The 22,725-nt window shown below is 28.2% G+C and carries 23 protein-coding genes, 5 pseudogenes and 1 riboswitch; of the genes and pseudogenes, 14 read left to right on the top strand and 14 right to left on the bottom strand.

Features of this window, described 5'->3' with window-relative positions; genetic code table 11:
* Position 1: 1 nt before the first annotated feature.
* From JJC05_RS17705 to JJC05_RS14940, 13 genes are all read right to left on the bottom strand, one after another.
* Positions 2-295, bottom strand: a complete 294-nt coding sequence (locus tag JJC05_RS17705) for a Rossmann-fold NAD(P)-binding domain-containing protein (protein WP_258929293.1) — start codon at positions 293-295, stop codon at positions 2-4.
* On the bottom strand, positions 271-441 hold the full coding sequence (locus JJC05_RS17700) for a hypothetical protein (protein ID WP_258929292.1): 171 nt from the start codon (positions 439-441) through the stop codon (positions 271-273). Before JJC05_RS17700 ends, JJC05_RS17705 begins: the two co-directional genes overlap by 25 nt.
* A gap of 227 nt (positions 442-668) precedes the next feature.
* Positions 669-830 (bottom strand): hypothetical protein, encoded by a 162-nt coding sequence (locus JJC05_RS17695; RefSeq protein WP_258929290.1) that lies wholly within the window; start codon positions 828-830, stop codon positions 669-671.
* Complete coding sequence (locus JJC05_RS14980; protein ID WP_105196704.1) at positions 827-1,633, bottom strand: HoxN/HupN/NixA family nickel/cobalt transporter; 807 nt, start codon at positions 1,631-1,633, stop codon at positions 827-829. The genes JJC05_RS17695 and JJC05_RS14980 overlap by 4 nt, the downstream gene beginning before the upstream one ends.
* A gap of 18 nt (positions 1,634-1,651) precedes the next feature.
* On the bottom strand, positions 1,652-3,898 hold the full coding sequence (locus JJC05_RS14975; protein ID WP_235877746.1) for a TonB-dependent receptor: 2,247 nt from the start codon (positions 3,896-3,898) through the stop codon (positions 1,652-1,654).
* Positions 3,867-4,262: a (2Fe-2S) ferredoxin domain-containing protein gene (locus JJC05_RS14970; protein WP_235877744.1), complete on the bottom strand. Its 396-nt coding sequence runs from the start codon at positions 4,260-4,262 to the stop codon at positions 3,867-3,869. The genes JJC05_RS14975 and JJC05_RS14970 overlap by 32 nt, the downstream gene beginning before the upstream one ends.
* Before the next feature lie 112 nt (positions 4,263-4,374).
* Positions 4,375-4,576, bottom strand: a riboswitch (cobalamin riboswitch).
* Between the two features lie 35 nt (positions 4,577-4,611).
* Entirely contained in the window at positions 4,612-5,577 is a 966-nt protein-coding gene (gene cbiB / locus JJC05_RS14965; protein ID WP_127822973.1) for an adenosylcobinamide-phosphate synthase CbiB, read from the bottom strand.
* The gene (locus JJC05_RS14960) at positions 5,562-6,104 is read right to left on the bottom strand and encodes an aminotransferase class I/II-fold pyridoxal phosphate-dependent enzyme (protein ID WP_235877742.1); all 543 of its coding nucleotides are present in this window, start codon (positions 6,102-6,104) and stop codon (positions 5,562-5,564) included. Before JJC05_RS14960 ends, cbiB begins: the two co-directional genes overlap by 16 nt.
* Before the next feature lie 17 nt (positions 6,105-6,121).
* Positions 6,122-6,583, bottom strand: coding sequence for an aminotransferase class I/II-fold pyridoxal phosphate-dependent enzyme (locus tag JJC05_RS14955; protein WP_235877740.1), 462 nt, complete (start codon positions 6,581-6,583; stop codon positions 6,122-6,124).
* Positions 6,580-7,098: a cobyric acid synthase gene (locus tag JJC05_RS17690; protein ID WP_258929729.1), complete on the bottom strand. Its 519-nt coding sequence runs from the start codon at positions 7,096-7,098 to the stop codon at positions 6,580-6,582. Before JJC05_RS17690 ends, JJC05_RS14955 begins: the two co-directional genes overlap by 4 nt.
* Positions 7,099-7,126: 28 nt before the next feature.
* Complete coding sequence (locus tag JJC05_RS17685) at positions 7,127-8,062, bottom strand: cobyric acid synthase (RefSeq protein WP_258929288.1); 936 nt, start codon at positions 8,060-8,062, stop codon at positions 7,127-7,129.
* Between the two features lie 5 nt (positions 8,063-8,067).
* Positions 8,068-8,682: a GHMP family kinase ATP-binding protein gene (locus JJC05_RS14945; protein ID WP_374226362.1), complete on the bottom strand. Its 615-nt coding sequence runs from the start codon at positions 8,680-8,682 to the stop codon at positions 8,068-8,070.
* Between the two features lie 4 nt (positions 8,683-8,686).
* Complete coding sequence (locus tag JJC05_RS14940) at positions 8,687-8,914, bottom strand: hypothetical protein (protein ID WP_235877736.1); 228 nt, start codon at positions 8,912-8,914, stop codon at positions 8,687-8,689.
* A 62-nt stretch (positions 8,915-8,976) separates the two neighbouring features.
* Here JJC05_RS14940 and JJC05_RS14935 point away from each other — a divergent pair, with 62 nt between their 5' ends.
* A complete protein-coding gene (locus JJC05_RS14935) occupies positions 8,977-9,822 on the top strand; it encodes a cobyrinic acid a,c-diamide synthase CobB (protein ID WP_235877734.1) in 846 nt (281 codons plus the stop codon).
* Positions 9,792-10,295, top strand: coding sequence for a type 1 glutamine amidotransferase family protein (locus tag JJC05_RS14930; protein ID WP_235877732.1), 504 nt, complete (start codon positions 9,792-9,794; stop codon positions 10,293-10,295). The genes JJC05_RS14935 and JJC05_RS14930 overlap by 31 nt, the downstream gene beginning before the upstream one ends.
* A 585-nt stretch (positions 10,296-10,880) precedes the next feature.
* Here the strand turns inward: JJC05_RS14930 and JJC05_RS14925 are convergent.
* Positions 10,881-12,932 (bottom strand): annotated as a pseudogene (locus tag JJC05_RS14925) (LTA synthase family protein).
* A 97-nt stretch (positions 12,933-13,029) separates the two neighbouring features.
* Between JJC05_RS14925 and JJC05_RS14920 the strand changes: the two are divergent.
* The 12 genes and pseudogenes from JJC05_RS14920 to JJC05_RS14860 all read left to right on the top strand — a co-directional run bounded on the left by JJC05_RS14920 (position 13,030) and on the right by JJC05_RS14860 (position 22,640).
* Complete coding sequence (locus tag JJC05_RS14920) at positions 13,030-13,506, top strand: hypothetical protein (protein ID WP_127822969.1); 477 nt, start codon at positions 13,030-13,032, stop codon at positions 13,504-13,506.
* Positions 13,507-14,140: 634 nt separating this feature from the next.
* A complete protein-coding gene (locus JJC05_RS14915) occupies positions 14,141-15,115 on the top strand; it encodes a catalase family protein (protein WP_127822968.1) in 975 nt (324 codons plus the stop codon).
* Between the two features lie 17 nt (positions 15,116-15,132).
* A complete protein-coding gene (locus JJC05_RS14910) occupies positions 15,133-15,525 on the top strand; it encodes a DoxX family protein (protein WP_235819786.1) in 393 nt (130 codons plus the stop codon).
* 22 nt (positions 15,526-15,547) lie between these two features.
* Complete coding sequence (locus tag JJC05_RS14905) at positions 15,548-15,877, top strand: DUF2834 domain-containing protein (protein ID WP_105196713.1); 330 nt, start codon at positions 15,548-15,550, stop codon at positions 15,875-15,877.
* 203 nt (positions 15,878-16,080) lie between these two features.
* On the top strand, positions 16,081-16,722 hold the full coding sequence (locus JJC05_RS14900; protein ID WP_127822967.1) for an NAD-dependent epimerase/dehydratase family protein: 642 nt from the start codon (positions 16,081-16,083) through the stop codon (positions 16,720-16,722).
* Between the two features lie 86 nt (positions 16,723-16,808).
* Positions 16,809-16,940, top strand: a pseudogene (locus JJC05_RS18975) (IS1595 family transposase); the annotation flags it as partial.
* 644 nt (positions 16,941-17,584) lie between these two features.
* Positions 17,585-18,403 (top strand): annotated as a pseudogene (locus JJC05_RS19165) (WaaS/CpsH family glycosyltransferase).
* Between the two features lie 20 nt (positions 18,404-18,423).
* Positions 18,424-18,714, top strand: coding sequence for a hypothetical protein (locus tag JJC05_RS14880; protein WP_235877726.1), 291 nt, complete (start codon positions 18,424-18,426; stop codon positions 18,712-18,714).
* A gap of 74 nt (positions 18,715-18,788) precedes the next feature.
* Complete coding sequence (locus tag JJC05_RS14875; protein ID WP_235877724.1) at positions 18,789-19,481, top strand: glycosyltransferase; 693 nt, start codon at positions 18,789-18,791, stop codon at positions 19,479-19,481.
* A 4-nt stretch (positions 19,482-19,485) separates the two neighbouring features.
* Positions 19,486-20,055 (top strand): L-threonylcarbamoyladenylate synthase, encoded by a 570-nt coding sequence (locus JJC05_RS14870; protein WP_235878908.1) that lies wholly within the window; start codon positions 19,486-19,488, stop codon positions 20,053-20,055.
* Positions 20,056-20,126: 71 nt separating this feature from the next.
* Positions 20,127-21,543 (top strand): annotated as a pseudogene (locus JJC05_RS14865) (CCA tRNA nucleotidyltransferase).
* Positions 21,544-21,621: 78 nt separating this feature from the next.
* Positions 21,622-22,640 (top strand): annotated as a pseudogene (locus JJC05_RS14860) (COX15/CtaA family protein).
* The last annotated feature ends 85 nt before the right edge of the window (positions 22,641-22,725 follow it).

Here is a 22,725-nt window from a genome sequence, read left to right as displayed (position 1 = left end):
TTTATTGTTCATTTAATAAGTCTAACGGATTGGGATACTTAAATGAATAGTTTAATTTTGTTTTGAGTTTATCTGAATTTATAATTTTATAGGATTCATTCGGACTAATAACAAATGTAGGTTTTTCTAAACCTATTTTTTCAGCTGCAAGTTCATAATATTCTTTCCGCTTAGGATGGATGTCGGTACTAGCATTAAATATTTCACCCCAAATTTCTTTAGCTATAATGGTTTGGATAATATTAATACAATCATCTTGATGAATTACGTTTATAGGCGCCTCTCCATTTTCCACTCCTTTTTGCCTGCTAAAAAACGCCACGGCATTCGATCATAACCGATTAATCCAGAAAAACGAATTATGGTGGTTTTAAACTGGATTTGATTTAAAAGCATTTTTTCTACTATTAATAAAGCTTTTCCACTATCTTTTTGAGGCATTCGTATTTCTTCTTCTGTTACGATTTCATTTGTATCAGGATAAACAGATGTAGAACTTATAAAAAGTATTTTTTGTATTTTACTTTTTAGTATTTCTGGTATTAATTGTTCAAATTGTTTGGTATGAAATAGAATAATATCAGCTCTTCTCTTAGGTGGAAAATTAATTATCAGAATATCCGAATCTAAAAATTCTGTTATTTCTTGTCCTTCAATATCGGTATCTGTTACTGAAATGAAGTAAGGTAAAATTCCTTTTGTTTTAATAAAGGAATTTTATCAAGATTTGTAGTAGAGCCTTTTATTTCATAGCCTTTTTTTATTAGACTTTCTGCTAGAGGTAATCCTAACCAACCGCAACCTAATAGACTTATTTTTTGTCTTTTCATTCGCTTTCTGTTATTCTTATTCTTGAACGAAGATACAAATCAAAATAAAGGAAAAGGATAATTCCTAGGAATCCTATACCTATTAAATTATTTTGTAAATCGTTTAATTCTAAATTAGAATTAAAAAGAGTTATTATTTTATAAATGGGAATAATAAAACACATTATGGTTATTAATATGTTTAATTTAAAACGATGTTTTTGAATCTTAGTCCGGTCAAATGTTTTTAATAATTTACTTAATAAGTAGGAATCTATTGTTCCTGTAAACATTAATCCTATGGAAAAGACAACGCCTCCTACTACTGAAAATAACCAATGATGAGTTCCTGAAACGGCTAATCCAAAGGCAGCAATTTGTGATGATGTGTCAAATATAAAACCAAAGATAACTCCTGTTATAAATACTGTAATGGGATGGATACTTTTATCTAAGAATTTAGGTATTAAGTATTTTTTTATATTCAAAGAATAGGTTGTTTCTGACTGTAATAATGTTATTATATTCCTAATTCCCATAGTAAATAGTAAAAACATAGGCAACCAATTAAGTAAGGAATCAACCCAAATAGGGACTTCAAAATTATTTTTCAGATAACTCAATACCAATGCTATTAGTGTAACCATTACACCATGTCCTAAAGTAAATAGGGTTCCAACCCATTTAGACCAAGTATCATTTTTTTCATGTAGTCGATACGTATAATTATCTATTACGGTAATATGGTCTGGATCTAGACCATGTCGTAAACCTAAAATAAATAAAATAAGTAAGGCTGATAAGTTGTTGCTTAATAGTTCCATGAGTTGATAACTTAATTTTTAGAAGAAATAGGAAATGCTTCCTTTTATAAAAAAGGGGGTTCCGGGTGTATTATGAAAATCTGTCACTGCTTCTGTTTCATTTTTCAATCGTGATTTATCATAAAATTGTGCTTCATCCCATTTTACATTAAATATATTTTCAGTAGAAAGGCTCATTTCATATCGTGGTCTAGTATATCTAATAACTAAATCTGTTATGGTATAAGGCTTAGAAAATATAGATCCGTCTTCAACAGCAGGACGTTCTCCCATAAAACGATAGCGTAAACTGGCGTTAATACCATTCTCTAACTTTAAAGTTAAGCCTCCTGTTGAGTTCCATCTAGTATATAAAGGAATCAGATTTTCTTCTTTGGGAGCTTCTTTTAAAAAACTATATGCGTAATTTAAGTTCGTATCTGCCCATAAAAAATCTGTGAATTGGATTTTTAAAGAGGCATCTATCCCGTATTTTCTACTGGAACCTAAGTTTTCAAAGCTTCCATCATCTGAAATAAATTTAAATTCGGAACCACTATCAGTCCACCAAGCTGTAAAATTGAAAATAGATTTTTTGTATAGCTTCATTATAAGGCCTAAATCAAGACTTTGAGACTGCGGAACAGGATTACTGGCAGTGGGATCTTTACTGACTGCTGTATGTGCATAATTGGAATGAAAACCTATACCCCATTTTGTAAATATTGTCAAATTAGAGGTAGGATTAAAATATAATTGTGCCTTTGGGTTAAAACGGTAGACCGCTTTTTTGCCTGAATTATTATCATTTATTTTGTCTTTTAAATAAAAATCGAAAAGCTCATTTCTAAAGCCTAATTTGAGTGACCATTTAGGAGCAAACTGCCAATCTTCGTCTACATATAAACTATAATTAGTAATTGCTACATGATCATTTGCTGCTTTGCTCAAAAACGCTCTTTTTAAGACATAATCTCTCCCTAATCCTAATATATCGGTTCGAGTAACAAACCCGACTTCTGAATATAATTTTGTTGTTCCTACATTATCTAATCTATTATAAACACTTTTTAATCCAAACAAATCTCTTTTTTCCCACTGTAATATTTCATCTCCGTTAATAGGATCGTTCATAAAAAAAGTGAAATTTGAAAACAAGTCGAATATGTTTTTGGAATAATAGAATTGATTTTTCCAAGATTGAGTTTCATTTAACTTTGTATCTAATATTAGATTTGTATTAAGTCTTGAAGCTATTCCTCCTTCAGAATCATCTATAGAACCATATCTAGATAAAGTCCCCTTTTCTATGGCTCTTAAAGGTAATTGTCCAGAAGCATTCCAGCTACTTGAAAAATAGGATCCTGACAATACAAGGGCTGTTTTATTGGTAAGTTGAGCATTGTATCTTCCAAAAAAATTAAATCTTTTAAATTTTAATTTGCTTTCAAAAAAACCATCTGTATAATTGTATTCTGAAGCAAAATAAGCATTATCATTCCACTTAGAAACTAAATGTTTTTGATCTAGCACTTGAAGCATTGCTAAAACTCTTTGGGTATTAAATAAACCTGATTCTAGTTTAATATTATTTTTTTCTAAACGATATTTAGAATTAAATTGAGCTGCTCCTGCTACTGAAAAATCACCAAGACTTGCTTCATAAGGTCCTTTAAAAAAATGAACGTTTCCTATGGTTTCAGGAATCATAAAGTGCATATCTGCATACCCTTGTCCATGTGCATGAGAAGGCAAATTAGCTGGTATTCCATCCATTTGAATAGAAAAATCTGTTCCGTGATCATTATCTGTTCCTCTAACAAAAATTTGTTCTGCTTTTCCTCCACCTGCATGTTGTGCAATAAATAATCCAGGAACTGCTCTCAGTAAATCTTGTCCTGATTTTATTGGTTGTAATTGTAAACTAATTTGATCTATTTTATTTTCTTGCTTTTTGGCAAACGCTGTTGTAATTACTAGTTCTTCTAGATTCATTACATTATGTAATAAGGAAACATTTAGTAATTTTTGTTCGTTCTTTTTAAAATTTATTTTTAAACTAATTGAATCATATCCTATATGAGTAATAATAATCGTTTTTAATCCCTCTGAACTAAATTGTAATGTATATGATCCATTTTCTTCTGATACGGTACTTTCTCCTGATTCTTTTACTTTAATGGTTGCTCCTACAATTTTTGTTTGATTTGTGGCATCTAAAATAAAACCATGAATCGTACTTTGTGCTTTTATGTTAGAAAAAAGAATAAGAATGAAAAAATACAAAACCAATTAAATAGTTTTGTGAAAAAATTATTTTTCTTTTTTTAGGTTCGATTATACTATTTGAAGAAAATAATAGGTCTTTTTTTAATAATGTATTTTTTAGAATATGAGTTGTAACTATTCCTCTTGAAGTTTCAATATCTACTTCCTTATACCAAGTATTTTCGGGTTGGATATTTACAATAGGTCCTTTTTTACAAAAACCTTGACATTTAGTTCGAATGGTATGAACTTCATCGTTTAATTCTTGTTCTGTCAGAGTTTTTCGAAGTACTTGAATGTTTTCTTCTGCTCCATTATCTGTACAACAAGTACCATTACATAAATAAATAATTTTTTTAATCTTTGATAGATCCTTTGACATCTTAATTTTTTTTTCGTTAATAATCCCGTTAACTGATTATAAACGACCATAGAAAAAGGACGTGTGAAATAAAGGAAGCATTATATTCACTCATTAGCCTTTACTCCGAAAGCCGCGAATCAATGCAAAGGCAGGTCTTCTGACTTGTTCCAATTATAACGCCTTCCCGTTTTATTTTGAAATGAAAATAGTGGCTAATTGTTATAATCTTTTTTTAGAACTTACAGCAGCGGGTACTGTTCCAGATTTACACTGGATTCCCTTTTAATTTGTTTTCATTTCTTGAAAACAAAACCATTGCGGTTACGAAAGTACAAAAAACTAATAGAGTTTGTTTAAAAAAACTAAATCATCGTGATACATTATTAAAAAAATAAAAAATACTACATTTTATTAATAATATAGTTACAATTGAAATTAATGCAACGGCATGATTTATAAAGGATACTTTTTTAAATTCGGAATGCTTAATTATTCGAGTATTTATTCCTATAAATGGTTTTTCAACTAGTTTTCCATAATATATATTAGGTCCTCCAAAACGACAATTCATGATAGCTGCTAAAGCTGATTCTGGATAACCTGAATTAGGGCTTGCGTGTTGGTTTCCAAATTTTAATACAAAAGAAAACAAGTTAGGTTTTCCGCTGATTATAATCATCAAAAAAGCCGTAATTCGAGCTGGCACATAGTTTACTACATCATCTAATCGAGCCGCAAATTTTCCAAAATAAAAATACCTATCGCTTTTATAACCAATCATAGAGTCCAAAGTATTGATCATTTTATAGGTCATCATGAATGGTAATCCTCCGATAGCGTAATAAAAAAGTGGTGCAATTACGCCATCACTCAAGTTTTCAGATAAAGTTTCAAAAACGGCTATTCTTATTTGATTTTCTGAAAGTGTCGTAGTATCTCTTCCTACAATCCAAGATAGTCGTTTTCTTCCTGCTTCTATTCCTTTTTCTTCTAATGTATTAAATACTTCTTTTCCTTCTTGGATTAAACTTTTGTTAGCCAAGCCATAAAAAATGAAAAGACAGGCAAATAGACTATAAAGAATGGGATTAAATTCTAATAAAATATTTGATAAAAAATAAAAAAATAAAAAGACAAAACTACATAATACAAATGTTAGAAAAATTCCTTTTATAAATCGAAATTTTCCTTTATTTAAAAGTTTTTCTCCTAAATAAATTGTCGTACCAAAAAGTCTGATAGGATGTGGTAACCATCTAGGATCTCCTAATAATAAATCTAATAAATAACCTATAACCAAAGGTCCTAAAAAAATAATTAAAGAATGATCCATTGATTAATAGCGTTTATTAAAAGTTGATTTTCTGGTGGTTTTTGAGTAGCTAATCTAAAATATTGTGATGAAAGTCCTTTAAAATTACTGGCATCTCGAATAAGTAATTGATGATTCTTTAGAAGATATTCCTTTAGTTCTGAAGCTGTTTTTATATTTGTTTTACACAAGAAAAAATTAGTTTTTGTTGGATAAACTTCTATATCTTTAATTTGCTGTAAGGTGTTTGCAAATTGAGTAGTATCTGCTATTATTTTTTCTATAGGTAATACAATATTAGAAGCATTTTTAACTATATATTTTCCCGCTTCAATTGCCATAGTGTTTACAGACCAAGGCATTTTAAAGGTTTCTATTGCTTGAATATTTTGTTTTTGACTCATCATATAGCCTAATCGCAAACCGGGTATAGAATATGTTTTAGTTAATGACTTTACTATCAATAAGTTTGAAAAATTAGAAATTTCATCAATCATAGAAATTTTACTTTTTGTAAAGTCTACATAAGCTTCATCTATTACAAACAAGACTTTGGGATTATTTTCTAAAAGAGAATGAAGTATTTTTTTTCAAAAATAAATCCTGTTGGGTTATTTGGATTACCTAAAAAAACAGCTTGTGTAGAAAAATGATATTTTTCGTGTACATCTGACCATTTTATATAATCTAATGTTATGTCATAGCTAGAACAAGCGTCATTATATTCTGCAAATGATGGTATAATGATGGTGGCTGATTTTTTTTGTAAAAAGTGTGCAATCAAATAAAATGCTTCGGTAGCACCATTCGTTACTAATAGTTGATTTGGTTTTAATTGGTGCCAACTCGCTAATTCCTTTTGTAATGATTCTGCATTGGCTTCAGGATAACTCATAATTTTATCCCAATGTTGAAAAAGATGTTCTTTTAATCCTTTAGGAGGATCTTCATAAAAAACATTGGAGCTAAAATTTACTTTAATCTTTCCTTTATATAAATAACCATCGTCTCCGTGTCCTAAAATCATGCTTCTTTTTCTTTAAGAACTTTATAAATATAATGAATGTCTATATGATCTCTCAAATGTTGTGCTAACAAATCATATTGTTCTTCTTTAAAAGATTTATAATCAAATATAGTAGTTGTTAAATCTTTTTTTGTTTGTAAAAGTAAATCATTAATTACAATATCATTATCCAATATGCCATGAATATAGGTTCCCCAACATTTATCTGATAGGTAATAGCCATCATTTGTTTTATTATCAAAAGTATTTAAAGGTGATTTTGTATTTTCTACTGTGGAAACCCCCATGTGTATTTCATAACCTTTGCATATTTCTCGGTATTCTTTAAACTGAAATTGCACTTGCCGAGTTGTTTTTTCTTGTGTAAGAATTGTTTCTATAGGAAGTATTCCTAAACCTGCCATACATTCTATTGTACCTTCAATATGATTAGGATCTTCTATTGTTTGTCCCATCATTTGATAACCACCGCAAATCCCTATCACAATTTTATTATTTTTATAGCTATTTATAATGGCTTTTGCAACGCCATTATTTTTTATATCAATTAAATCTGAAATAGTATTTTTGCTCCCTCGGAATAATTATAATATCTGCTTTTTCTATTTCTGAAGGTATTTTACTATAAAATAAATTTACATTTTCATGATGTTCTAGGACATTAAAATCAGTATAATTAGACAGTTTATTCAGTAAAATAACAGCAATATTTATTTTATTTTCTTTAACTAAAGAAGGTTTATTTTGAAGACTAACAGAATCTTCTTCTTCTATGTAAATATCTTTTCTATAAGGTACTATTCCTACGACAGGAATACCACAAAGATCTTCTATTATTTTTTTACCTTCTTCAAAAAGACGTGAATCGCCTCTAAATTTATTAATAATAATTCCTTTTAGTAAAGCTTTTTCCTCAGCTGTTAATAAGGCAACACTTCCATAAACGCTGGCAAATACTCCTCCTCTATCAATATCTGCAATTAAAAAAGTAGACGCATTTGCGTATTTTGCCATCCGCATATTCGTTATATCTCGATGTTTTAGGTTTAGCTCTGAAATACTTCCAGCCCCCTCAAGTACTATAGGATTGTATTTTTCTGATAATCGTTCATAAGCCGCTTGTGCTTCTTTTAATAATTCTTGTTTATCATTTCCCATGAAGTAATCAAAAGCGGATTGATTTCCTAGTGGTTTTCCATTTAAAACAACTTGTGAGCTTTTATCATTAGTAGGTTTTAATAAAATAGGATTCATGTCTGTATTACAATCAATGCCACATGCCTCTGCTTGAACTGCCTGAGCACGACCTATTTCAAGTCCTTCTGGTGTAGCAAAACTGTTGAGTGACATGTTTTGTGATTTAAAAGGAGCTGGAGTGTAGCCATCTTGTTTAAAAATACGGCAAAATCCTGTATTAATAATACTTTTACCTACATCAGAGGCTGTACCAACAAACATTATAGGTTTTAATTTCTGCATAAAATTCATTCAATATAGAGGGTTGTTTTCCAATATTTTGCAACTAAATCTTTAACTTTTAATTCAATTGATTTTAAACGATAGGGATCTATAATTAACCCCATAAATGTTCCACTATGAGCAACAAATAAACCACAATTATTTTCTATAGCAAAATCATGTAACAAACTAAATTTTTTTTTGGGTATTACAGACTGGTTAATAATAGCACTTTTTGTAATACATTTAAAAAAGGTTGAGTAATCTTTGTTTTTAGCACTCTTTTTTAAAGTCAAATAAATATTTTGAAATTCTTCTATTTGATTTTTAGAATATTTTCGGTCTTGGGATGTTTTAATTGTATCAATATTTCGATCTGGATCTGAATCAAAATATAACATAGCATAAGGAATAGAGGCTAAAGTATCTAATATTTCTCCTGTTTTTTGATTAAATAATAAAGAATTTAAATCTAAACAAGGATCTGTAGGATCTATTTTAGAAGCTATTTTATAAAGAAAATGATTTGAATATTGCGTTTTATATAATTCATTTAAAGCTAATAAAATTCCCAATATATCTGTAGAACTAGAAGACAAACCTTTTCCTATTTTAAAATTTCTTTCTTGCTTAAAATAAATTGTATCAACAGGTGTATTTCCTTTTTTTTTTTATGAGTGAATGAAATAATTCTAATGCTTTTGCAGATTTAGCGCCTAATTTTGTTTCTTCTTCAATCGGTTCTGTACTTACAATAGTCGTTGTTTTGAATAGTTTAGAAGACTTATTGCTTACTAAAAATGGTTGATTTTTATCAAAATTCCCTTGAAGGAGTTCTCCCACTTTAGCGTAAGTAGTAATCTTAATTGTCATTTTATTTTTCTTTATAGATTTACAAAGATAAAAATTGGGAATTGATTTTTATCTTTGAAATTATGAAACCTCAATTTCTCATAGCAGCCCCATCTAGTAACTCTGGAAAGACAACCATTACTCTAGGGTTATTACGATTATTAAAAAATAAAGGATATAATGTACAAGCGTTTAAATGCGGTCCTGATTATATTGATACTAAACATCATACGAAAGCCTCAGGTCAGCCAAGCATTAATTTAGATACTTATATGATGAATGAACATCATGTCAAAACATTGTATCACAAATATAGTCAGGAAGCGGATATTTCTATTATAGAGGGTGTAATGGGGCTTTTTGATGGAGCAAACCGCATGCAAGGAAGTAGTGCTGAAATTGCTATTTTATTAGATATACCCGTCATTTTAGTTGTTAATGCTAAATCTATGGCTTACAGCATAGCACCATTATTATTTGGACTTAAAAATTTTAACCCAAATATAAAAATTGCAGGTGTTATCTTTAATTTTGTTAATACTGAAAGTCATTATTCGTTCCTAAAGGATGCTTGCAATGATGTAGGAATTGATGCGTTAGGCTATCTCCCTTCTAATCCTGAAATAAACATTCCTTCACGTCATCTGGGACTGTTCATATCTCCTGAAAATGATTATGAATTAATAATTGAAAATGCGGCAAAGCACTTAGCTCAATTTATTGATATAAGTCGAATTTTATCAATCGGCGAAACGTCTCAATCTAATTACGAAAAAACTATTTATACGGATGAAAATACCAATAAAAGCAACCCTTTTTTAAAGAACTATAAAATAGCAGTAGCTCATGATGATGCTTTTAATTTTACCTATTTTGAAAACATAAAAGCTTTAAAAAAATGGGAGAAATCATCTATTTTAGCCCTCTAAAAGATGTTGAAATGCCAGAAGCGGATGTACTGTATTTAGCTGGAGGTTATCCCGAATTATATTTAGATCAATTAGCTACCAATACAGCCATGCGTGAATCTATTTTTGATTTTTGTTCTAATGGAGGAAAAGTAATAGCCGAATGTGGTGGCATGATGTATTTAGGTGATCAAATAATTGATTCAAAAGGAGTTGGTTATTCTATGGTAGGTTTTTTACCCATACAAACTTCAATGGAAAAAGCCCAACTTTCTTTGGGATATCGAGAAGTACAACTTAATAACCAAACAATTAAAGGACATGAGTTTCATTATTCTAAAGTAATCCAAAAGGGAAACATAGCAACTATTGGGAACGTTTTTAATGCTAAAGGAATAGCAGTGCCTACACCTATTTATATGCTAAAAAATGTGATGGCATCTTATATTCATTTTTATTGGGGAGATTCTGATATTATTAGTTACTTTTTTTAATTTTTCTCAAAACAGATCTTAATTTTAAAAACAATCAAAAAAAACGGTATATTAATTACATAGAATAAAATATATCTTAATTTATCCTATCTCACTAATAAATAACTTATCTGTTCTTCATTCTCTATAAACCTTGAAAAAGAAATTTTGAGCGTACCTAATTTCACCTTAAAATAAATACTCAACTTTTTTAGATTCAAAGTCCCTTTTATTTGCAATAAATTTCTAATATGGATTTTAGTTTAACCCAGATTCAGCATTAGACCCGAGCGTAGCGAATAGACGAAGTAAATCTATTCCACCTTATTTTTCTTCAAATTCAAGCACGTACTCAAATTTTAATCATCAAAATAGTTCACTATTTCTTCTTCTAAAATTTTCCGTGAGCACTTGAATTTATTGAAAAATTTTGTTTCACAACGAAGTCTAATGCGGAATCTGGATTTAAAAAACACAAACCCCATTTCAAAACAAAGTATTAAAATGGGGTTTAGATTGAAAAGTAAGGAGGTATTGAACCTTAATTTATTGATAACATTTTATTTCTGAGTGTACTTATTAAATTAATTCTTAACGTCAATCTACTCATTTCTTTTCATATTGTTTTGACTTAAGCATTTTCGAAACGGTTTGATAATGAGCGATTGTTTCTTTTACCAACTGATTATCTAAATTATTTTTGGGTTTTTCATCATACATTATTTGAAACTCTTTTGGTAAATTAGATGGTTGTAAAACTAAGTCAAATTGTTTCACTTTTTGTTTTGGTGAAATAATCGTAAGTATATCATTTTTAATGTAACCTAAATCTTGGTAAGTTGCAATAAAAGCTCTTGGTTTATAATCAATTGAGTAAACATCTTGACCATAAAATTTACTTGTATAATGAAACCCTAATCGTCCGAATAAAGTAGGCATAATATCAATTTGTGACATCAATATGGGATTTATAACTCCTTTTTTAGTCGGTTCAAATATCATAGCGGGTATTCTATATTTATCCATAGGTAATTCTGTCTTACCTGCACTTGATGCACAATGATCCGCAATAATTACAAAAATGGTATTCTGATACCACGCTTGTTTTTTTGCCATATTAAAAAATTGACGTAACGCATAATCCGTATATTTTACTCCTCCTTCTCGCGATTTTGCATCATTAGGAATATCTATTTTACCTGCTGGGTAGGTAAAAGGTCTATGATTACTTACTGTCATCCAATGATTAAAAAGGGGGGTTCCCGTTTTAGCTTCTGTATTCATTACTTCAATAGCTTTTTTAGCCATATCTTCATCACAAACTCCCCAAACATTAGAAAAAGTTATTTCATTAGATTTAAAAGTCTTTTTATCAACTATTTCGTATCCATTTCCTCCAAAAAAGTCCTCCATATTGTCAAAATAAGCATCTCCTCCATAAAGATATTTTACGATATATCCTTTTTCTTTAAAAATACTACCTGTCGAAAACTTATTTTTATTATCCTTCCTTTTTACAATACTTTCGCCTCGGTGATGGTGGAAGGCATAGAGTAACAGCCTCTAACCCTCTTATTGTTCTATTTCCAACGGCATATAAATTAGTAAATTGTGTACTTTGAGTAGCTAAACTATCTAAAAACGGTGTTACATTTAACTCATTTCCATAACATTTCATAAAGTCGGCACTTAAACTTTCTATTGTTATTAAAACTACATTTTTCTTTGTTTCTGGTAACTTAGAAATAATCTGTCTTTCAGAAGTCTTATTTTTCAAATCTCCCAATTGTCCTTTTAATAACGTAAATGCCTCTTCTTCTGAAATAGTTTTATAAAATTTTTGATAATCTAACTCACTATTTCTAAATGCTAAATAGAAACGATAAAGCCCATTTGCTTGTAATTCATTAGCAAAAACATTAGAAGAAGTTTCTTGTTTTGCTAAAATAGGAATTAAAAAAGTACTTAGTATTGCTAAAAAAATATAACCACTGGTTGATTTTATTTTATCATTAAAAGAAGGTAAATTATTTAAAAAATCAGATGATTTTTTAATAATTTGATAAGTAAAAAAGGCTGTAATGAATCCAACTCCCGTAAATAAAGGAATAATGGGATAAGATTCCATAATATTTTTAATTACTTCATTCGTATACACTAAATAATCAACAGCTATAAAGTTATAACGTACACCAAATTCATTCCAAAAGAAAAATTCACTAATAGTATTTTGCACAATGATTAGTACTACTATAAATATTGTCATTGAAAACAAAACGATACGTATCCTCTTCCTATAGTTAGGAAGGAAAAGCATCAATCAAAAAATAACGTTTTAAGAGCTATAAAACTTATACCAATTTCAGGTAAAACACCTCCGTATTCGTTTAAAATGGTATTACCAAAACTTACATATAACAAAAGAGCACAAAAGAAACCAAAAATTATATATCCCCAAGGTTTTTCATATTTAGCATTTGACAAAAACAATAAATAAATCCATAATAAACCCGAGGCTATAACGAAAACAAAAAAATCAGAAATTAATCCTGTCAAAAAAATTTTAGCTAATTCTTTCCGAGTAAAACTGGCAGACGTAATAGGATGAAATAAGAGTATAATTCTTAAAACTAAGTTGCTAAGTAAAAATAGATTCAGTAACTGTTTGTAGGGCGATTTTTTTCAAAAAAATTCATTTCATTTTAAATTTTAGCAAAATTAACTATTAAATTTGTCATAGTATAAATTTTATATAATGAATTCTGCACATTTACATTTATTAATAAATCACTTCCCTCTAATTGGATTATTCTTTGGTATTACTATTTTAATTTATGGAATTTTCAAAAGAAATCCTTTGATCTTAAATATAGCCTATACGATCTTTATTTTTTCAATGATAATGGGGAAATTATCAATGATAACGGGAGATAAAGCAGAACACTTTTTAGAAAACACAAATGGTTTCCCTCATGATTTAATAGAAGTTCATGAAGAAAAAGCAGAAATTTTTATGAAAATAATATATTCTTTGGGTTTGATTGCCTTTATAGGAGTAATTGCGAATTATAAAAAACATCCTAAAAAATATTGGATTGCTTTTATAATATTAGCTATTGCAAGCGTAAATATATTTTTTTCACAACTAGTAGGATCTTCTGGAGGAAAAATTTATCATGATGAAATTTATCAAAATCTTACCAATATGAACATTAAAAATAACGAACCTTAAATCGGCGGAGTTTTATTTTTTTAAACCTTTTCTACTTCTATAAAAGTCTCCTAATTATAAATAAAATCAATTAAGATATAATCAATAAGAAGCGAAAATAATATCTTTTATTTCAAATATATCTAAAATTAAACGCAAATTATCGTTTTAAATTTATCATAGATAAAGATAACTTTGAATCTAAAAAAACATACTTTGATGCAATAAAACTACCTCAACGGTAAAAATTTATGTATTTTATCTTCTTTTCCCCTTTTCTTCTTCATCACAAAATCTATCCCATAATCTACAATCTACTTTAAATTTATACCATTTAAAATCCAAATTTAGTATAATAATTATCGTGTAATATCTCTTGATTCGTGTATTCTGTAGTGAGTTTTGGTTTAGGTAATTTCAAAACTAAAATAATATTGTACCTCTATAAAAGTTAGATTTTTCAAAAAAAAGAATGAACGTTCATTTATTTTTGTATTTTTGTCTCATCAAATAAATTAAATATAATAGAAAAATAATTGAGGGAATTTTCTTTAAATCACAGTTAATTCTTTTCCTATTAGAAAAACCTCATCATAACGAAACTTGTTTTTTTATTAGAGGAGAAACAAATAATTTTAATAAACTAAATGCAAGCATGACAGAACAGGAATTAATATTAGATATGCAATCTATGCTTCAGGAAAAAATGGAGAAAGATTATGCGAAAGGGAAGACAAAAAGAGATGCACATCCTAAATGTTTAGCTTTATTAAAGGGGCATTTTAAAATAATAGAAAATTTACCTAATAACTTACAAATAGGTCTATTTCAACCAGGTAAAAGTTATAAATCATTTATCAGAATATCCAATGCAAGCGGACGAGTACAATCTGACAAAATAAAAGATTTTAGAGGATTTGCAATTAAACTAATTGAGGTCGATGGAAAGCGATTTGACACAACAGAAAAACAGACACAGGATTTTCTTATGATATCACTCCCTATAATGCCTCTTGGTACTATTAAACTTTTCAGAGATGCTGTTTATTATGCTATAAAATGGAATCCTTTGGTTTTAGCCCTAAAGATGATCTTTTCGGGTAATGGTAAAATATTAAAAGCTCTCAATAACGCTAAGAAAAACGAAGCCAATCCTTTGGATTTGACCTACTGGAGTACAACACCTTATATGTATGGAAATAAACAGATAAAATTTAAAATAGTCCCTACTTCCACTAGTAAAAGTGAATTACCCAAAATACTTAGTGATAACTATCTCACTAAAAATATGGAAAGTCATTTACAAAAAAACATTGTCAAATTTGACTTTTTTATACAGCCTTTTGTAAACGAGAAAAACACTCCCATAGAAAATGCTGGAATTGAATGGAACAGTCCTTTTATAAAAGTAGCAGAAATTGAAATACCTATTCAAGATTTAAACACGGAAGAACGTTTTGAACTAGCTGAACAATTATCATTTTCTCCTTCTAATTCTTTAGAAGCACACAAGCCAATCGGAGGAATAAACCGTGCAAGAATAGAAATTTATAAAGCTTTATCAAAATTTCGTCATCAACGCGATAACAAAACAATAATAGAACCGACATTAAACAATTTTAATATTTAATAATAATTATTTAAACAATGAATAAATTTAAATCAATTAGTTTTATAGTATTACGCTATTTACTGGCAATTTTCATGATAAATGCTGGTATTCAACATTTTATTAAACCTGATTTTTACCTCCCTTTTGTACCTAATTTCTTCCCTTTTAAAGAATTTATCATATTAGGATCAGGCGTTATAGAATTAGCTCTAGGCATACTACTTGTATTTAAAAACAATCTCGCAAAATACGGCGGATTAGGCATTTTTTTATTAATGTTAACTTTTTTACCTATACATATTAAAGATGTATTAGTAGAAAATCCTTCTATAGGATCTCACAAATTAGCCATCATACGTTTACCGTTTCAATTTATATTTTTAGCATGGTCGTGGGCTATTTGGAAATATCTAAAACAAGAAAATTAAAATTTTAATAAATATATATATCATGAAAAGAAAACACATTTATCTTCTATTAAGTATTTTAGGCCTTTGTTATACTTGGTTTTTTAATATCCAATATTTTCAAACAGCAATAGATCCTTCTTTATTAAACTTTTTTGAAGATGCAAAATGCAGCCTTCCAGCCCAATCATTAGACGCTGATTTAAAAGTTGTTGTTTTAACATTTTTTGCCTTTTATATACCTGATGCTATTCGTTTAAAAATTAAATACTGGTGGACTTTAATACCACTTACTTTCTTAATTGCTATAGCATTTACATTTCCTCTTTATTTATTTTTAAGAGAAATAGCGCTTGAAAAAGAAAATAATTAGTTTATAAATATTTTTACTTACAACACTTTATTTTAGAATAAAGTAAGTACAAACCTTTATGAATCTATTTTAGCTATAGTGTACAAAAAAATTATATACATTGTAATTCTATATAAAATTGTGGCACTATAGCTATTAATAGTTTCTCATATAAATCTTTTAAGTTATTGAATTATTTTTTCCAATAAAAAAATAAGTATTAAATGAAAAAAACAGCTATTATACTTGGAGCAACAGGACTTACTGGAAGCTATTTATTAGATTTATTATTAAAGAGTGAAGATTACGAAAAAGTAAAAACATTCACCCGAAAAAGCACTGGTAAAAAACATCCAAAATTGGAAGAATTCATAGGTGATATACTTTCTTTGGAAAAATTTTCTAAAGATTTCAAAGCAGATGAGGTTTTCTGTTGTATTGGTACCACAAAAGCTCAAACACCTAATAAAGATCAATATTACGCTATTGATTATGGAATTCCTGTTAGCGCAGCTAAATTATCTGAACAAAATCAAATTTCTACTTTTAGTGTCATTTCTGCTATTGGCTCAAACCCAAAATCTTCTGTTTTTTATAGCCAGACTAAAGGTAAAATGGAAGAAAGTGTTTTAAAACACAATATTTCTAACATACTTATTTACAGACCTTCTTTAATTTATGGGAAAAGAAAAGACAAACGTCTTGCTGAAAAAATAGCCACTATATTAATCAACGGATTACAATTTCTTTTTATAGGTAAAATGAAAAAATACCGTGCTATCACAGGTCAAGAATTAGCTAATGTTTTATTTTTAGGCGTAAAAAGAACAGGGCATCAAATTATTGAAAGAGATGATTTTCTTTAATTTAAAAGTAATTTTACTAATCATAAGAAATAAATTTAACTACAAGTAATCATTCATAATTGATTATTTCCATTTAAATTCTAGTTATGAACTTATTCTTTTTCACAGCAAATTTTGGAAGCGAGAAAATTTGTAGACTACATTTTAAAGAACAACAAGGCAAAATAGGAGTTGAGTGTAAATGTAGTTCAAAAGATCGTTTTTGGATACAAAATAAATAAATATACCCATATACATTAAAAAGGAATGATTGAGTTTGATGAGAGTTTTTTTACATTTGAATCTTCTGGAATAGAACAAGAAAGGCATTCGTGATCGTGGCGCAGTTGATAAAAAAACATTGCAATTACTCAAGATCTACAGTTTTAAAATGATGAAAATAAAATTCAACCAATCTGCAATAATCATATTCTCTATTTCATTATAAATCAAAATTTAAAATAAAAAATATCCTTTTTAACATTTAGATTTACGAAAAAATGATTAGTAAAATTGCCTTTATTATACATTACATAGAACAATTTAATAATCGTAATTTCAAATTAAAATGGTATTACAAATTCACTCAAACTAGTGCTTCTTTTAAAACTAAAATTTAAGAGGCAGTAAAAATAATATAAAGTTTAACTTTTTAAAAATGATAAAATTTTTTTCATTAGAAAATTTATTAAGCTACATTTGTGTATTGCAAATACATTTATAATAAGTTTAACATACTAATGAAAAAAATGCTATTTATATTTCCTGACTATTATCATTTTGATAAAGTAGTATTAAAAGGATTTAAAAAATATTCAGATTTTGAAATAATAAAAATAACTCCAAATAAAAATTATCACTACAGAAATTTCTCTCAAAAAGTATTAAATTTTTTTCAAAAATGTTATTTGGTGTAAATCTAAAAAAAAAATATTTTATACATAATAGGATTACAAGACAGATCAATCAGCATAAAAATTATGATCTTATTTTTGTAAACAGACCTGATATTTTAGATGAAAAACACATTTCACTTTTACATAAAAAATCTAATAATGTGATAGCTCTATATTGGGATAGCATCGACAAAATACCTGCATCAAAAAAAACAATTCCGCTATTTAAAAAACACATGAGTTTTGACAAGGAAGATTGTTTAAAATACAATTTAAAATTTATTACAAATTTTTATTTTGATACCGAAAAAAAGAACAAAATGAAAAGCTACATGACATTGTATTTTTAGGAACTTATGATAAACGTATCGATGATTTTATTGATGTTTATAAAAAAATAAAATCATCACAAATTGATATATATGCTAGAATATTTTGTAGAAAAAAATGAATTTAATCCGAAACATCAAATAGAAGGCATAGAATTTACTGATACTATAATTCCTTTTATAAATTCTTCAAAATTTTATAAAAATTGTCACGCAATTTTAGATCTAGCACATAAAAACCAAAAAGGATTGTCATTTAGACCTTATGAAGCATTAGGATTAAAAATTAAGCTTATTACAAACAACTCTGACATTGTTAATTATGACTTTTATCATCCTAATAATATCTTTATTTTTGAAGAAATTAATACTGATAAATTAATCGAATTCTTAAAGTCCCCATATCACGAGCTACCCAAAGAAATATATTTTAAATATAGTCAAAAAAATTGGATCGATAATATTATAAATTATTAAAATCATTAAAACAGTAAAAAATGGAAAATCCAAGAATTTTATTCTTATGTACTGACGACAAAAAACCAGTTGGAGGAATAAAACAAATCTATAAAATGGTCGAATTACTAAATCGAAACAATTTTAATTCATATGTTTTACATAGAAAAAAAGGATATAAAGTTACTTGGTTTGAAAATAACGCCAAAATACTATACAATAAAGAAATTTTCTCTCTACTAAAATATAGTTCCAAAAAAGAAAAATTTAAAACCAAATCAAAACTTTATTTTGACAAAATTTCAGATACATTTAAAAAAATTATACTATAACAGATAAAGACATTCTCGTCTTTCCTGAAATATATGGTAATTGGATTAATCATGTTTTCCCAGAAAATTTTAAAGTGATCTTTAATCAAAATTGTTTTTATACATTTCACAATACCGAAATAGAAAATGACTCACATTATTTAAATAAAAAAAATTTAGCCACTATTACCGTTTCAGATAATTCTAAACAATATTTAGAAACAACCTTTAAAAATATATTAATTGAAAGAATTAGACTCAGCATAAATGAGAACTGTTTCAATTTTAATAAAGAAAAAAAGAAACAAATTTGTTTTATGCCTAGAAAATTAAACGAGGATATTATACAAATTTTAAACATTTTAAATTTAAGAGGTAAATTAAAAAATTGGGAATTTATCCCAATTGACAACAAATCAGAAGAAGAAGTCAGTAAAATAATGAAAGATAGTTTTATTTTTCTTAGCTTAAATTATAAAGAAGGCTTTGGACTACCCCCTGTCGAAGCAATGGCATGTGGTTGCATAGTAATTGGATACACAGGACAAGCGGGTAAAGAATACTTAAAACCAGATTTTAGTTTTCCTATAGAAGAAAGAAATATAATTGATTTTGTCAATACAATTGAAAAAGTTGCTCTAGATATAGAAAAAAATGAAGATTTTTATTTAAATATGAGTAAAAAAGCATCAAAATATGTTTCAGAAAACTATAATTATTCCAATGAACAAAATGATACTTTAACTATTTGGAACAAAATTGTCAACTTATACAAAAATAAAATTTAAAAAATTGGAAAACATCAACACCGAAATACACAACGCCTTTGAGGTTATTAAAAATGGAGGCATCATCCTCTACCCTACCGATACTGTTTGGGGAATAGGTTGCGACGCTACCAATCCTGATGCTATCAAAAAAATTTATGCTTTAAAACAACGAGAAGAAAGCAAAAGTATGATTGTCTTAGTTAATGGAGATCGTATGATTTACAACATTTTCAACAACTTACCCGAAGTGGCTTGGCAAATTTTAGATGTTTCTGAAAAACCTACTACTTTGGTATTAGACAACCCAAGGAATGTGGCTCCTAACATCATTGCTGAGGACAAAACATTAGGTATGCGTATCGTTACCGAACCTTTTTGTTTTAAACTTATGGAACGTATGAAAAAACCATTAGTTTCTACCTCCGCCAATATTTCAGGACAACCCACTCCTATTTCTTTTAAAGAAATTAGCCCCGAAATTATTAAAGGTGTAGACTATATAGTAAATTTGCATCAAGAAAAGATTTGTAATAAACCTTCTACTATCATAAAAATAACAAATGATAGTCAGGTAAAAATTATTCGCAAGTAATTTTTAACTCCAAATCTAAAAGTTTAAAGAAATAAAAACTTCTTTAAACTACATACCTTAAATTAGTGTTAATGAATTACAAAGAACATTTAGATCACAAAATATTTGAAATTGTATCACAAGCCTCTCAATTACTAAACTTAGAATGCTATGTAATTGGCGGTTTTGTACGTGATATTATCCTACAACGTAATCATAAAAAGATATTGATATAGTGGCTGTCGGGAGCGGAATTGAACTTGCCTTAAAAGTTTCAGAACTCATCCCTAACAATCCTAAAGTTCAAGTTTTTAAAAATTATGGTACTGCCATGCTTCGATATGAAGAAATGGATATTGAATTTGTGGGGGCTAGAAAAGAAAGCTATAATTTTGATAGTCGTAAGCCCGTTGTAGAAAATGGAAGTCTAAGAGATGATCAAGAACGAAGAGATTTTACAATCAACGCATTAGCTTTTTCACTAAATACGCCTAATTTTGGAGATTTAGTCGACCCATTTGATGGTGTACTTGATTTAGAAAAAAAATCATCCGTACACCTCTAGATCCCGATATAACATATAGTGATGATCCATTACGTATGATGCGAGCTATTCGTTTTGCCTCTCAATTAAATTTCAACATTGAAACAAAATCATTAGAATCAATAAAAAGAAACAAAGAACGCATTCATATCATTTCTGGAGAAAGAATTGTAGATGAATTAAATAAAATCTTACTTTCTTCAAAACCTTCTATCGGATTTTTATTATTACATCAAACAGGATTATTAGACATTATTTTACCTGAATTAACCGCTCTAAATAATGTAGAAGAAGTAGAAGGTCATACACACAAAAACAACTTTTATCATTCATTAGAAGTAGTAGATAATATTTGCCCTAACACGGATGATTTATGGCTAAGATGGTCTGCTTTATTACATGATATTGGAAAAGCTCCTACTAAAAAATTTCATAAACGACAAGGTTGGACTTTTCATGGACATGAATTTTTAGGAGGAAAAATGGTAAAAAATATTTTTATCCGATTACACATGCCCCTGAATCATAAAATGAAGTTCGTACAAAAAATGGTTCAAATGAGTTCACGTCCAATAGTCTTAGCGCAAGATGTCGTAACTGACAGTGCTGTTAGAAGACTCGTTTTTGATGCAGGTGAAGACGTTGAAAGTCTAATGATCTTATGCGAAGCAGATATTACCACAAAAAATCCAAAAAAATTTCAAAAATATCATAACAATTTTAAAATTGTCCGTGAAAAAATTGTTGAAGTTGAAGAACGTGATCGTATAAGAATTTTTCAACCTCCCATCACAGGGGAAGAAATCATGGAAATTTTTGATCTAAAACCTTCTAAGGAAATCGGTATCCTAAAAGAAGCCGTAAAGGAAGCTATTTTAGAAGGAGAAATCCCCAATGAATATCAACCCGCATTAGATTTTGTTTTAGAAAAAGCTAAAAAAATGGGACTAAAAAGGATTCAATAACCATATACAAAATCATACATGACTTAAATCATACGTTTTAATATTTTTTTTTTATGATTTTGTATTTAAAAAAATAAAATGAAATTTATAAAAATAGCAAAAACAGCACTTATTTTAGTATACCTAGTCGTTATAGCCGGCGCATTGGTTAGAATGACAGGTTCTGGTATGGGATGTCCAGATTGGCCAAAATGTTTTGGTTACTATATCCCTCCAACTAACATCAAAGAATTAACTTGGACAAAGAACAGAGTATTCAAAAAGGACAAGTTATCATAAAAAATGAACAATTATTAATAGCAAAAGAAGACTGTATAACAGGAAATCAATTTGACCCTACACAATGGAATAAATATACAAAACATGACTATGCAGAATTCAACCCAACTCATACTTGGGTTGAATACATCAATAGACTCTTCGGAGCCTTATCTGGTTTTGCCTGTTTAGTTATGGCTTTTTATTCATTTAACTATTGGAAAAAAAATAAATTAATTCCTCTTTTATCATGGCTTGTTGTTTTTATGATGGGTTTTCAAGCATGGCTTGGAGCCACCGTTGTCTATTCTGTACTCAATCCCGTAAAAATAACACTTCACATGGTAATGGCTCTAATAATTATAGCCATCATAATTTATATAATATCTTTAGCTCATACAAAACCTAATCAAAAGCAACTAGATCCTATTTTTCGAAATCTAATATGGGTAACAATTACCATGACATTAATACAGGTTATATTAGGAACACAAGTTAGACAATTTATAGATGAACAAATAAAATCCGGAATAGAAAATCCAACATTATGGTTATCCAATCCTCAAATAACATTTTATATCCACAGAAGTTTTTCTATTTTAGTGCTAATGACCAATCTATTTTTATTCTTACGAAACAAAAAACTAAATCTTGGATTTAAAGAAATGAATTGGGTACTATCCCTATTAATTTTTGAAATTATTTCTGGTATTTTTATATACTACCTAAATTTCCCTTTTGGTTCGCAGACTATACATCTCGTTTTAGCCTCCATACTTTTCGGAGTTCAGTTTCATATATTACTCCAATTCAAACAAAAAAACAACATCCCTTTTTAAATACAATTTATAAGGACTAAAATAAAAATTAGTCCTTATTTCCTCATATATAATAGAAAGTATAAATATACTTCTTCACTAAAAA

This window comes from Flavobacterium davisii, from assembly GCF_019565505.1.
Taxonomy (GTDB): domain Bacteria; phylum Bacteroidota; class Bacteroidia; order Flavobacteriales; family Flavobacteriaceae; genus Flavobacterium; species Flavobacterium davisii.
This window is presented reverse-complemented; position numbering and strand designations above follow the sequence as displayed.